Consider the following 12,515-nt stretch of genomic DNA (forward strand, 5'->3'; position numbering starts at 1 on the left):
TAATGCCCATTTCCGGCCACAGCGGCTTGTCGGGATTGGTGATGGGAATGTCTTGTCCCTCGATCGAAATCGTGCCTTTCACGGTTCGCGGCATACGGATACCTCCAATCATTTTAGGCGGGATGCCATTTCTGAGCTGCATGATGGAAAGTCACGGGCATAAGAACTCGCCGTGATTCTTTGGAAGCTACGGATCCAGCCGGCAGTCCGCGGGGGGAACATCGACAAACGCCTGAATACTAGGCTGGCGCAGGGTGCCGCCGGGCGTCCATTCCAGGAAATTCACCTTGACCACCCACTCGGGACGGATCCAGACCGCCCCTTTCTGCCGCTCCGGCTGGTTGACGAAGGGACGGTCCTTCACCGCCATGTCCGCGACCCGCTCGGTGATGCTGCGCCAGTCGGCCACCTTCAGCTTGCCCGTTCCGGCATGGCCGATATAGACCAGGCTCCCGTCGTCGGCGTACAGGCCGAGCAGCAGCGCATTCACGATGCCGTCCCGGAACGTCACCCCGCCGACCACGGCGTTCACGTCCTGGATGTTCTTCCGCTTCTGCCACCGCTTGTCCTTGCCGCCCAGGGCATAGACGCTGTTAACGTCTTTGACGACGATGCCTTCAAGCCGGTGCTGGACCGACACGTCATGCAGCAGCGGGATGTCCGTATAGCTCGGCACGAGCTGGACGTGTCCGCTGGGGATCACGGTTTCCGTCAGGAGCTGCTGTCGCTCGCGCAGCGGCCGTCCCGTTACCCATTGGCCGTTATAATACAGGATGTCGAAGATCATATAGACGATCGGCACCTGCTGGACACGGGCTTTGATTTGCTGCTCTACGCGGAGGCTGTCCCGTTTCATGACCTGATGAAAGGAAGGCACCCCGTCTACCAGAGCGATGATTTCGCCGTCCAGAATGACCGAATCGGCACGGCAGTAAGAAGCGATATCCAGCAGCTCTGGATACTGGCGCGTCCGGTTGTTCCCCTTGCGGTTCACAAGCTGGACCTCCCCGCCGTCGTAATAGGTGATCATCCGGACACCGTCCCATTTGATCTGGGCGATCCACTGCTCACCGGAAGGGAGGGCGTCCGTCATGACGGGTTCGAAAGGGACGATCGGGGTAAGCGGCATCGATGATCCTCCGATCTAACCGTTACGAGACGGTTTCGTTTTTCTTGGCCGTCTTGCGGCGTTTCGGTTTGGGCCCTTCGCCGGCAGCGGCGGCAGGTTCCGCAGGCTTGGCTTTGGCTTTGCCCCTGGCGGTCTTCTTGGCCGGACCCGGGTCGGTCGCCACAGGCTTGGCCGCTTCGATGCTGGCCTGCAGGGCGGCCATCAAGTCGATCACATTCGTCTCCTGCTTCGCCGGAGCGATCTTGATCTCTTCGCCGGCCACCTTATGCTCGATTAGATCGAGCAGGCGCTCGCGGTAGTCGTCCCCGTATTTTTTCGGCTCAAACGGCGTGGAGAGCTGCTCAATCAGCATTTGCGCCATGCCGAGCTCCTTATCGTTGACCTGGATATTTTCCGGAAGGTTCGGCACTTGGGAGACCGGGCGGATTTCATCCGGGTAGAACATCGTTTCTATCGCAAGGCACTCATCCAGCACGCGGATCGCCGCGAGGCTGCTCTTGGAGCGGATGGAGATTTTGGCGATCCCGATCTTGCCGCTCTGCTGCATCGCCTCTTTCAGCAGCTGGTAAGCGTTGCCCCCGGCCTGATCCGGAGCGAGGTAATACGTCTTCTGGAAGTAGATCGGATCGATTTCGGACAGATCGACAAAGTCGAGGATGGCAATCGCCTTGTTGGCCTGCTCGGTAATCTGCTCGAGCTCCTCTTTTTCAAACAAAACGAACTTTCCCTTCTCGTATTCATAACCCTTTGCGATTTCCTCCCAGCCCACTTCCTCGTCACAGACCGGGCATTTGCGGACGTAGGAGAGGGGGCTGCCGCACTCTTTATGGACGTACCTCATGGAAATATCCTTGTCCTCCGTGGCGGAGAACATTTTCACCGGGACGTGGACCAGGCCGAAGCTGATCGCTCCCTTCCAGACGGTATGCATAGTTATCGCTCCTTTAACGCTTTTTCCTACTAGTATGGGGAAAATATCCCGTTTCTATAAGGCCCGCCGCCGATTTGGCCAGGGAAAAAATGAATGATTTGGCTGCCTGCAGGGCATATTGAACCCATGACCACATGCATGCTGAAGCGAGGAGGGAGCAAGGTTGAAGGACAGAAGACAGGACCCGGACGACGACAAGGAGCTGACGCTGGAAGCGCTCGAAAATTACGAGGCGGCCAGAGACGCGATCGAATCTTCGGATTATATCGATGCGGACAACGTCAACTGGCATAACGTAACCTCTCCGGATGAGGATATATCGCTGGATACCCATATGCTCGATATCGACCGGATGGTCAACGAGGGATTGGGCGGCGGTAACATTACGGCAGACAACGGCTACATCGGGGCGAGCACGACCGACACGATCGTCGTTGAGCCGGGCATGATCGGTCCTGCGCAAGAGGGAGATCCCGAGGAAGGCTGATAGCCCGGGCATGCTGAAATGTACAAGCAATTAAGATTTTCAAAGTAAAAGATGCAGAAGAGTGGCAGGTCTCTAGCGAAGAATGCTAGGTTCTGCGCACAATGATAGCTTATGATTCTATTACACAGGAGGCTGAAACCAACATGGATGCTCAGCGCGCGCTGGATATTTATCAGGCTAAGGACACCATTCCCGTAAACCTGGAAGGGGTACCGGTATGGATCGAAAAGGTGGATGTGGACAACGGGGTGGCCACGGTTCAGGTCGGCACCCGGCCTACCGACACCCAGACGGTGAATGTGGAACGTCTACAGGAAGGATAAACCTGACCTGATTTCCCGTCATCCTTATGGGATGGAAGGAGAAGATGGATGTAAGGAAGCCGCTCGGGCTTGCAGAGAGGAATACTGCCGCCCTGGCGGCTTTTTTGAAGAGATCAGAAAGTATAAGTTTCGGAGCTTCTGCTTCCTGATCTCGCAAGAGAAACTTCCTCTATACGCGGTCTGTCTTCTTTGAAAGTACGTCGATAGACGTTTTTCTTACGTCTGCTGCTGACGGTGAGCACGAATGCGGCGCAAGCGCAAAATCCCCGTATCCATCTCTGCGGGGGTGAGGTACAATGGACCTGCAAGCGGCCCATGTTCATCGGTTTAGGGAAAGGGAGCAGGGCGGCAGAGAGGAGCTGTGTACATATGGGGGAAAGTCCGGTGGTCGCTGCCGGCAGAACGGCGGAGGTTCTGTCCTATCAGCCAGGCCAGGTGCTGAAGCTGTACCGGGAAGGCATGCCGCGCGGCATGGCGGAAGAGGAATATCAAATCAGCTTGAAGGTGTATAACACGGGAGTGACGACACCCCGCCCGATTCGGCTCGCGGAGCAAGGCTCCCGTTTTGGGGTGGTCTACGAGCAGGCATCCGGCATCACCATGCTCCAGGCTATTTCCGTTAATCCGGACATCTTGCACGAAGAAGCAGCCCGGATGGCGAAGCTTCATCTGGAGCTGCATGCCCGGGACATTCACGGTCTGCCGGATCAGAAGACGGTTCTGAAAAACCGCATTCAGCATGCGCCTTCCTTGGCGGAAGAGGAGAAGGAACGGATTGTTGACTATTTGATGCAGCTTCCGGAAGGATCGAAGCTGTGTCATGGGGATTTTCATCCGGACAACATCATTCTCGGAGAGAAGGAATGGGTCATTGACTGGATGACGGGCATGCGCGGCAATCCGGCCGGAGACGTCGCCCGAACCTTGGTGCTGCTCCAAATGGGCACCATGCCCGACGGCACGCCGGATGAAGCTGTGAAGCAGTTTGACCGGATGAGGCAGGAGCTCGTCAAGGAGTATACGCGGCAGTACATCGGAAGCGGGAGCCTCAGCCAAGCGGATGTGGATGCCTGGCTGTTGCCGGTGGCGGCGGCCCGGCTGACGGAATGGATTCCCGAAGCCGAGAAGGCCAACCTGCTCGCTTTGGTGCGCGAGGCATTGGACGGATCTGTGGTATGATCTGGTAGGACTAGGAACAGCATATAGCAGCAAGGGCGGTTCCGGCTTCAGCCGGACCGCCTTTTCGTATTTTCTATGGAAGTATGGAAGTGATGAGGGCTACACCGCGTTCTGAAGCAGCAGGGAACCGGGAACGTCGATCCGGTATCCTTTGACCAGCGTCTCCCCATTAGTCGTATCGGTCTCGTAGTGCCGCTGGAACCCGAGCTTCTCATACAGCTTCACGGCCGAGGCCATCATGTCGGAAGTGTGGAGGTTCAGCGTCGTGGCTCCAAGCTCCAGCGCACGGCGTGCCGCTTCCCGGATGAGCGCGGTGGCCACCCCGCGTCCTCTCGCGGAAGGATGAACGGCCAGGAGGCGGATGATTGGCGAGTGAATCCCCATCTCCGGATTGCCGTAAGCGGCTTCCGAGGAGAGGAACATCTGGACGCTTCCGACGATCCTGCCGTCGATTTCGGCAACGATTCGGGCATATGGAGCATTTCCATACACGGAATTCCGGATGGAGTCCCGGTACTGCTCCCACCGTTCCTGGGGCATATCAAAGGCATACTGCTGATAGGATTCCAGCATCACTTCGGCAATCAATTCGCGTTCGGAATCCTTGGCGTCCCGGAGGATCAATTCTTCTGGATTCATCGCTTTCACTCCTTTTGGAAGGGATTCAGGTAATTTGGTGTGAGCTAAGTATAACAGGTAATACCTACTATTCACATCGGAAAATAAAATAATTAATTCAGATATCAAAAAAATCTATAAGCTTTCAGGCTTCACCATGGCCGCTAAGGCAGACCCGAGTACATCCCTTCGTGCCCGAATATGGGCGTCACTTCGGCCTTTTTTAATCCTAGAGGAACAGCCTGCTACGAAAATAAACGATTGACAATAATTTGCCAACTGCCTAAGATAAGGATAATTTATACCCTTTTTCAGGTTTAAAACCACCTAAATTCATTGGAATAGTGAGTGATAAAACTTCGGGGGTGTTACCGTGAACATCGAAAACATTGAGGCTTTTGTGTACATCAACCATTACGGCAGCTTCAACAAGGCGGCGGATGTCCTGTTCCTGTCGCAGCCTACAGTCACCGCGCGCATTCAATCGCTCGAACGCGAGCTCGATTGCCGGCTGTTCGACCGTCTGGGCAAACAGATCCATCTGACGGAAAAAGGCAAGCAGTTTCTCCCCTATGCCCAGCAAATTCTCCAGACCTACCAGAAGGGCAAGCATCACCTCCAATCCAAACGGGCCATGCCCAACGAACTGCGGATCGGCAGCACCGTCTCTGTATCCAATTATTTGATGCCCCATTTACTGATGGGACTGACCCGGCGTTTTCCCGAAATCAAATTCAAGCTGACCACGGCGCCGACCGACGAGCTGACCGCCAAGCTGTCTGCGGGGGAGCTCGACCTGGCCTTCGTTCGCAAAATGATGAACCCGGCGTTCCAGTCCTATCCTTTTTACGAAGACCCCATTCGCCTGTATGTCTACCCCGATCACCGTCTCGCCTCGGCCGGCCGGGCGTCGATCCGGGAAATCCGTCACGAAACGCTGGTATTTTTCGAGTGCGGTTCCCTGGACTGGCTGCGGATTCACCGGGTGTTCGAAAGCCTGGATCAGCCGCCGAACATCGTCTATCAGGTCGACAACTCCGAGACGGCGAAGAAGCTCGTCCTGGAGCGGGCGGGCATCTGCTTTCTTCCCGGCCTCTGCGCAAGGCAGGAGGAGGAGATGGGGCAGCCTCGTTCCCGTGGACATCACCGAAACGGCAGGCGTCTCCCTGCAGACCAACCTCATTTCGCTCACCGGCGAGAACACGGATATCCTTGAATTTCTGCTGGATTTGAAGCAGTCGTCCGTCCCATTAATGAATTACATGATCGGATAGAAAAACTCTATTAGACGCGTTGTGCAAATCGCGGTAAAGTTAGTGACAACATAATCCTTACTAAATCTATAGGAATTATCAATCAAGGAAAAACGGGAGCCATACGAAAGGGGATGAGGTCGTGAGAAAAACATTAGCAGTCGTTGCAGGGATCATGCTGGCAGGGGTGATTGCCGGGTGCGGATCCGGATCGAAGGGCGGGGAAACCTCCGCGAATACGGCGGCGAACGCCGCAGGAGGAGCCGTCAAAAAAATCGTCGTAGGCACAGGCACGGCCTTTCCGAAAATTTGCTTTATCGATGAGAACGGAAAGCTGACCGGCTTCGACGTAGAGCTGGTGCGCGAGATCGACAAGCGCCTGCCGGACTACGAGTTCGATATTCAGACGCAGGAATTTTCCAATCTGCTGCTCAGCCTGGAGACGAAGAAGATCGATTTTGTGGCGCATGAAATGGAGAAAAACCCGGAGCGGACGGAAAAGTACCTTTTTAACAAAGAGCCGTACGCCCACTGGAGAAACAAGATCATCGTCGCCAAGGACAACGATTCGATCCATTCGCTGGACGACCTGAAGGGCAAAAAGGTGTTAACCGGCGCTACAAGCGCGGAAGCCCAAATTCTTGAGAACTACAACAAGGAACATGATAATGCGATCCAAATTGTCTATCAAAATGGTGCCGCCAACGATACTGTGAATCAAATTACGACCGGACGGGTGGACGCGACGATCGGAGCGGACTTCTCGCTGCCGCTGATCGACCCGCAGGGCAAGCTCAAAGGCACTGGCGACGATCTGTCCGAGCATGACATTCTGTTCGTCTTCCGCAAGGACGATCCGGAAGAGCAGAAGCTGGCCGATGCGGTCGACGGGGCGATCAAGGAGTTGAAGCAGGACGGAACGCTTGGCAAGCTGAGCAAGGAATGGCTCGGCAGCGACTTTACGGCGGATAAATAGTCCGGATTAAACCAGGAAGGGGGCAGGTTGTAATATGGGTGCACCGTTCGATTTCTCATTTGTGTTCAGCTTTTTTCCGAAGCTGGCATCGACGCTGGGCATCACCTTGCTGATCGTCGCAGGCTCGCTGGTGGTGGGGATGCTGGTCGGTTTTCTGATCGCCCTTCCTCGGCTGTACCGGATACCGGCGCTACGCACGTTCTCCCAGGTGTACGTCTCGTTCTTTCGGGGTACGCCGATTCTGATCCAGCTGTTCCTGTTCTACTACGGACTGCCGGAGATCCTGAAGCTCATCGGAATCGACATGTCAAAAGCGCCTGTGCTCGTGTTTGTCATCCTGACGTACGGTCTTCACACCGGGGCCTTCATGTCGGAGATGATCCGGGCGTCGGTCATGGCGGTGGACCGAGGGCAGCTTGAGGCGGCTTATGCCGTGGGGATGACAGGCCGTCAGGCGTTTACCCGGATCGTTCTGCCCCAGGCGCTGGCGATCGCCGTCCCGGTATTCTCGAACCTGGTGATCGCCCTGCTGAAAGATACGTCGCTGGCCTTCACGCTCGGCGTGATGGAGATGACGGGAAAAGCGCAGACGCTCGGTTCGGTCACCCAGCATTTTATCGAGTCCTACATCGCTTTGGCGCTCATCTACCTGGTTGTGAGCTTTACGCTGGAGAAGGTGCTCAAGGCCATGGAGGTCCGCCTCATGCGACATGAGCTTCCGGATACACCGGCACGCACCGGCTTCCGGATCCAAAAGAAAGGGTCCTACCGGCGCGTAGTCGCAGGGATCGGAACGGAAAAAGGAGGCGCTGAGCTGTGAAAATCGACGTTACGTTTATTTGGACCGCCTTTGTCCACCTGCTGTCCGCCATACCAACCACCCTTCTCATTACCGCCGTCTCTGTGACGGCCGGTTTTATCATCGGGCTGATCGGAGCCGTGGTGCGCATCTACAAAGTCCCGGTGCTCAGCCAGATCGCCACGGCTTATGTCACCTTCATCCGCGGTACGCCGATGCTCACGCACCTGCTGCTCATCTATTTCGGGCTGCCGGTCATCGTTGACGCGGTATCCGCCGCTCTTGGCCTAGGCTTTAAATCCTCATCCATTCCGATGATCGGCTTTGCCTTCATCTCTTTCTCCATCACGGCAGGGGCCTATATGTCCGAGGTGATTCGCTCCGGCCTTCTCGCCGTGAACCGCGGTCAGCTGGAGGCCGCCTATTCCATCGGCATGACGACGCCGCAGGCGCTGCGCCGCATCGTGCTGCCTCAAGCGCTGGCCGTCAGCCTGCCGAACCTGTCGAACTCGGTGATCGGAATGCTGCATGGCTCGACGCTCGCTTTTACCGTATCCGTCGTGGACATTAACGCCAAAGCGCAAATTGTGGCGTCGACCAACTGGAAGTTCTTTGAAGCGTACCTGGCGGCTGCGGCTATTTTCTGGGGGCTGACGCTTCTGATCGAAAGGCTGACGGCGCTGCTGGAGAAACGCATCAATCTGTACAATCGGGGGGGAGTGGCATGATCAAGCTCACGAATATATCCAAGTCTTTTGGCCGGAACCCGGTGCTGAAATCGATTGATTTGACCGTGAACAAAGGGGAAGTCGTCGTCATTCTGGGGCCGAGCGGCTCTGGCAAAACGACGCTGCTGCGGTGCGTGAACTACCTGGAGAAGCCGAGCGGTGGAGAGATTGCCATCGGCGACTTCCGGATGAACGCGGAGCATGCGGCAAAGAAGGACATTCACGCGCTCCGGCAAAAAACGGCGATGGTATTCCAGCAGTACAATCTGTTCAAGCATAAGACGGCGATCGAGAACGTGATGGAGGGACTCGTCATCGTCAAAAAAATACCGAAGGACGAAGCGCGCAAGCGCAGTGCGGCACTCCTGGAGAAGGTCGGGCTGGCGGGCAAGCTGGACGCCTATCCGAGCCAGCTGTCTGGCGGGCAGCAGCAGCGCGTTGGCATCGCCCGGGCGCTGGCGTTGGAACCGGAGGTCATCCTGTTCGACGAGCCGACATCGGCGCTGGATCCCGAGCTCGTTGGCGAAGTGCTGGAGGTCATCCGCAAGATTGCCAAGGAAGGCATCACCATGATCGTCGTGACGCATGAAATGGGCTTCGCCCGCGAGGTGGCGAACCACGTCGTGTTCATGGACGGGGGAGTCATCGTGGAGGAAGGGCCGCCGGCCCAGCTGTTCAACCATCCCCGGGAGGAACGGACCAAGCAGTTTCTGAAGCGGATTACGCCGGAACTGAACTACAGCATTTAGGAGGAGAGCCATATGAGCATTACGATTAGCGTTCTGGATCAAAGCCCGGTTTACCCCGGAGAGACTTCAGCGGAGGCATTCGAGCATACGATACGGCTGGCCCAGAAATCCGAGGCGCTCGGGTTCCGGCGGTTCTGGGTGTCGGAGCATCACGACTCCGATCATGTGGCCGGCTCTTCGCCGGAGGTGCTGATTTCTTACCTGCTGGCCAAAACTCAAACGATCCGCATCGGATCGGGCGGCGTGATGCTGCAGCATTACAGCCCGTATAAGGTGGCGGAGAACTTCAACGTGCTGGCGTCCCTGGCGCCGGGCCGGGTCGACCTCGGCATCGGCCGCGCGCCCGGAGGGCTGCCGCGGAGCACACAGGCGCTGCAGCGCGGAGCCGGGGATTCCGCTTCCCTGACAGATAAAATCGTGGAGCTGGGCAAGTACCTCCACAACCGGTTGGAAGCGGACCATCCGCTGCACGGGCTGCGCGCCACGCCGCTGCCGGAAACGGCTCCTGAACTGTACGTGCTGGGCGCCAGCGTAGGCAGCGCAGAGATCGCAGCCGGCTTGGGGCTGCCTTATGTATTTTCCCTGTTCATCAACGGGGATGAAGCGACCGCGCTGGCGGCCATCCGCGCCTATCGGGACGCATTTGACGATTCGCACGGAACCCGGCCGCAGGTCATCGTAGCGCTGTCCGTCGTCGTGGCGGACAGCGTGGAAGAAGCTGCCGAGCTGGCCGGATCCCACAAGCTCGTGAAGATTCACCTCGCCAGCGGCCGTACGCTGACGGTCGGTACGCTGGAGCAGGCCGAGGAATTCGGCCGCCAGGCCAATGAGCCGTATACGGTCGAGGAGCAGGAACCCTCGGTGCTGAAGGGCACGAAGGAAACCGTTCGCGAGAAGCTGCTTGAGCTTCATCAGGCGTCGGGGATCGACGAGTTCGTCGTAACGACCAACATCCAGCCTTTCGACAAGCGGCTCCGTTCGTTTGAACTGTTGGCGGAAGCGCTGGCCGAGGTGCCGGCAGAAGCTTGAGGCTGGGAGCGGGGAAGGGCGCGAGTCGAATCCGCCTAAGTACCCTTAGACACAAGTAAAGGAGGATGGCGACATGCCGAGCGATGCTGTACGTACCCCCTCCGCCGCGGGGGTGGACCGCTTGATCGAAATCCGCCGGGAGCTGCACCGCTTTCCGGAGCTGTCCGGCGAGGAGCATGAAACGACGCGCCGGATCCGGGGCTGGCTGAGCGAAGCAGGCATCCGGATCCTGGACCTTCCGCTGGCCACCGGTGTGGTGGCCGAGGTCGGCGGCCTGCAGCCCGGGCCGGTCATCGCGCTGCGCGCGGACATCGACGCGCTTCCGATTCAGGAAGAGACGGGACTCCCGTTCGCGTCCGAGATAGAAGGCAGAATGCATGCCTGCGGGCATGATTTTCATACCGCCGCCCTGATCGGGACGGCGTACGCGCTGAAAGCCCGTGAAGACAGGCTTCGCGGCACCATCCGGCTGATTTTCCAGCCGGCCGAAGAAAAGGCGAAGGGCGCGAAGCAGGTCATCGGGAGCGGAGCGCTGGAAGGAGTGCAGGCCATCTTCGGCATGCACAACAAACCCGATCTTCCCGTTGGGACGATCGGCATCAAGGAAGGGCCGCTGATGGCGGCGGCCGACGGCTTCGTCGTCGAAGTCGCCGGGAAGGGCTCGCATGCGGCCGTTCCGGAGGCCGGGCTGGACCCGATCGTGACGGCTTCGCATATCATTACGGCGCTGCAGTCGGTGGTGAGCCGAAACATCAGCTCCCTGAGCAGCGCGGTGATCAGCGTCACGAAGCTGCACAGCGGAACGGCGTGGAACGTCATTCCGGAGCAGGCGCTCCTGGAGGGCACGATCCGCACGTTTGACCAGCAGGTGCGCGAGCAGGTGCTGGCGCGGTTCGAGCAGGTCGTCCGGGGCGTGGCAGAAGCCTTTGGCACCACGGCCGGGGTCCGCTGGATCGAAGGGCCGCCGCCGGTGGACAACGACCCTGCTCTGGCCGAGCTTGGCACAGCCGCAGCCGAGGCGGCGGGATATCGGGCGATCGTACCGGTTCCTTCGCCAGCCGGGGAAGATTTTGCCGTCTACCAGCAAGCCGTTCCCGGGTTGTTTGTCTTCATGGGGACGAACGGCAAGCAGGAATGGCATCACCCCGCCTTTGACCTGGATGAGAATGCGCTCCCGGTCAGCGTCGCCTTTTTTACGCAGTTAGCCGAAGACGCCCTGGCGCATTTCGGCCACGGGGGTGCGTCGAAATAGCCATGGGAAAATGGTATGACGTCATTGTCGTAGGGGCGGGCTCGGTCGGCATGAGCGCCGGGTATTACCTGGCCCGCCGCGGAGTGAAGACGCTGCTGATCGATGCGTTTGACCCGCCGCATGAGGAGGGGAGCCACCACGGGGAACCGCGCCTGATCCGGCACGCTTACAGCGGCGATCCGGTTTATACGGAAATTGCGATCCGCGCGCACCGACTCTGGAACGAAGTCGAGGATTTGACCGAGACGAAGCTGCTCGTCCAGTCCGGTGTGCTGAACCTCGCCGACAGCGGCCTGTATTCCTACAGGGAACGGATCGAGCTGGCCAAGCGGCATGGGCTTCATCCCGAATGGCTGGATGCGGCGGAGATCCGCAGACGCTGGCCCGAGCTGCGCGTGCCGGATTCGTTCGAGGCGATGTATGAGCCGGCCGCCGGATATCTGCACAGCGAGCGCTGCGTCGGAGCTTACCGCAAGCTGGCTCTCTCCAAAGGGGCGGAGCTGCTGACTTACGCGAAGGTCCGGGGCATCGAAGCGCATCAGGACGGGGTCACTGTGTCGACAAAGGAAGGCACTTACCATGCCTCGTTCGCGGTTCTGAGCGCCGGCGCCTGGTTCGGCACGCTGTCCCCGTTCGTGAACCTTCCGGTTCGAGCCGTCCGCAAAACGGTAGGCTGGTTCGAGACGAACACCCCTGCTTTCGATAACGGTCGGTTTCCCGGGTTTACGCTGAATGCGCCGGAGGGCTCTTATTACGGCTTTCCGAGCATCAGCGGGGCCGGGCTCAAAATCGGCCGGCACGATACCGGGCATGCCTGGCAGCCGGGCGAGGAGCTGGCACCCTTTGGCTCGCTCCCCGAGGACGAAGGCGACTTGAGGCGCGCCTTGGATGCCTACATGCCGGGAGCTTCGGGCCGGTTGAAGCGGGGAGTGGTATGTAAATACGAAATGTCGCCCGACGAGGGCTTTATCATTGACCGGCATCCAGAGCACCCGCAAGTGTGGGCAGCGGGCGGATTTTCGGGGCATGGCTTTAAATTTCGAGCGTGGTCGGCAGCCTGCT

At 58.3% G+C, this 12,515-nt stretch carries 13 protein-coding genes and 2 pseudogenes; 11 read left to right on the forward strand and 4 right to left on the reverse strand.

Translation table 11 applies throughout. The annotated features are described in order from the left end of the window. The 3 genes and pseudogenes from CPT76_RS38920 to ku form a co-directional block, all read right to left on the reverse strand. Positions 1–94 (reverse strand): annotated as a pseudogene (locus tag CPT76_RS38920) (non-homologous end-joining DNA ligase); the annotation flags it as partial. Positions 95–187: 93 nt separating this feature from the next. Further along, the gene (locus CPT76_RS04480; RefSeq protein ID WP_105442062.1) at positions 188–1,129 is read right to left on the reverse strand and encodes an ATP-dependent DNA ligase; all 942 of its coding nucleotides are present in this window, start codon (positions 1,127–1,129) and stop codon (positions 188–190) included. A 22-nt stretch (positions 1,130–1,151) separates the two neighbouring features. After that, entirely contained in the window at positions 1,152–2,060 is a 909-nt protein-coding gene (gene ku, locus CPT76_RS04485) for a non-homologous end joining protein Ku (RefSeq protein WP_105442063.1), read from the reverse strand. A gap of 163 nt (positions 2,061–2,223) precedes the next feature. Between ku and CPT76_RS04490 the strand changes: the two genes are divergently transcribed. The 3 genes from CPT76_RS04490 to CPT76_RS04500 all read left to right on the forward strand — a co-directional run bounded on the left by CPT76_RS04490 (position 2,224) and on the right by CPT76_RS04500 (position 4,049). Then, positions 2,224–2,547, forward strand: a complete 324-nt coding sequence (locus CPT76_RS04490; protein ID WP_105442064.1) for a hypothetical protein — start codon at positions 2,224–2,226, stop codon at positions 2,545–2,547. Between the two features lie 143 nt (positions 2,548–2,690). Next, positions 2,691–2,870: an H-type small acid-soluble spore protein gene (locus CPT76_RS04495; RefSeq protein ID WP_076175007.1), complete on the forward strand. Its 180-nt coding sequence runs from the start codon at positions 2,691–2,693 to the stop codon at positions 2,868–2,870. A gap of 369 nt (positions 2,871–3,239) precedes the next feature. Continuing rightward, the gene (locus tag CPT76_RS04500) at positions 3,240–4,049 is read left to right on the forward strand and encodes a phosphotransferase family protein (RefSeq protein WP_181152689.1); all 810 of its coding nucleotides are present in this window, start codon (positions 3,240–3,242) and stop codon (positions 4,047–4,049) included. Between the two features lie 99 nt (positions 4,050–4,148). Here CPT76_RS04500 and CPT76_RS04505 read toward each other — a convergent pair whose 3' ends face one another. Further along, positions 4,149–4,688: a GNAT family N-acetyltransferase gene (locus tag CPT76_RS04505; protein WP_105442066.1), complete on the reverse strand. Its 540-nt coding sequence runs from the start codon at positions 4,686–4,688 to the stop codon at positions 4,149–4,151. A 352-nt stretch (positions 4,689–5,040) separates the two neighbouring features. Here CPT76_RS04505 and CPT76_RS04510 point away from each other — a divergent pair. The 8 genes and pseudogenes from CPT76_RS04510 to solA all read left to right on the forward strand — a co-directional run. Next, positions 5,041–5,941, forward strand: a pseudogene (locus CPT76_RS04510) (LysR family transcriptional regulator). Between the two features lie 154 nt (positions 5,942–6,095). After that, positions 6,096–6,896: a transporter substrate-binding domain-containing protein gene (locus tag CPT76_RS04515; protein ID WP_374954607.1), complete on the forward strand. Its 801-nt coding sequence runs from the start codon at positions 6,096–6,098 to the stop codon at positions 6,894–6,896. Between the two features lie 34 nt (positions 6,897–6,930). After that, a complete protein-coding gene (locus CPT76_RS04520) occupies positions 6,931–7,716 on the forward strand; it encodes an amino acid ABC transporter permease (protein WP_105442068.1) in 786 nt (261 codons plus the stop codon). After that, the gene (locus tag CPT76_RS04525) at positions 7,713–8,423 is read left to right on the forward strand and encodes an amino acid ABC transporter permease (RefSeq protein ID WP_076174989.1); all 711 of its coding nucleotides are present in this window, start codon (positions 7,713–7,715) and stop codon (positions 8,421–8,423) included. The genes CPT76_RS04520 and CPT76_RS04525 overlap by 4 nt, the downstream gene beginning before the upstream one ends. Continuing rightward, the gene (locus CPT76_RS04530; protein WP_105442069.1) at positions 8,420–9,172 is read left to right on the forward strand and encodes an amino acid ABC transporter ATP-binding protein; all 753 of its coding nucleotides are present in this window, start codon (positions 8,420–8,422) and stop codon (positions 9,170–9,172) included. The genes CPT76_RS04525 and CPT76_RS04530 overlap by 4 nt, the downstream gene beginning before the upstream one ends. A 12-nt stretch (positions 9,173–9,184) precedes the next feature. Further along, positions 9,185–10,201: an LLM class flavin-dependent oxidoreductase gene (locus tag CPT76_RS04535; protein ID WP_105442070.1), complete on the forward strand. Its 1,017-nt coding sequence runs from the start codon at positions 9,185–9,187 to the stop codon at positions 10,199–10,201. Between the two features lie 73 nt (positions 10,202–10,274). Continuing rightward, positions 10,275–11,453, forward strand: a complete 1,179-nt coding sequence (locus CPT76_RS04540) for a M20 peptidase aminoacylase family protein (RefSeq protein ID WP_105442071.1) — start codon at positions 10,275–10,277, stop codon at positions 11,451–11,453. Between the two features lie 2 nt (positions 11,454–11,455). After that, positions 11,456–12,515: N-methyl-L-tryptophan oxidase (gene solA, locus CPT76_RS04545; protein WP_105442072.1), on the forward strand; the 1,060-nt coding region annotated here is incomplete at its 3' end.

This window comes from Paenibacillus sp. AR247 (assembly GCF_002968895.1).
GTDB lineage: Bacteria > Bacillota > Bacilli > Paenibacillales > Paenibacillaceae > Paenibacillus_AQ > Paenibacillus_AQ favisporus.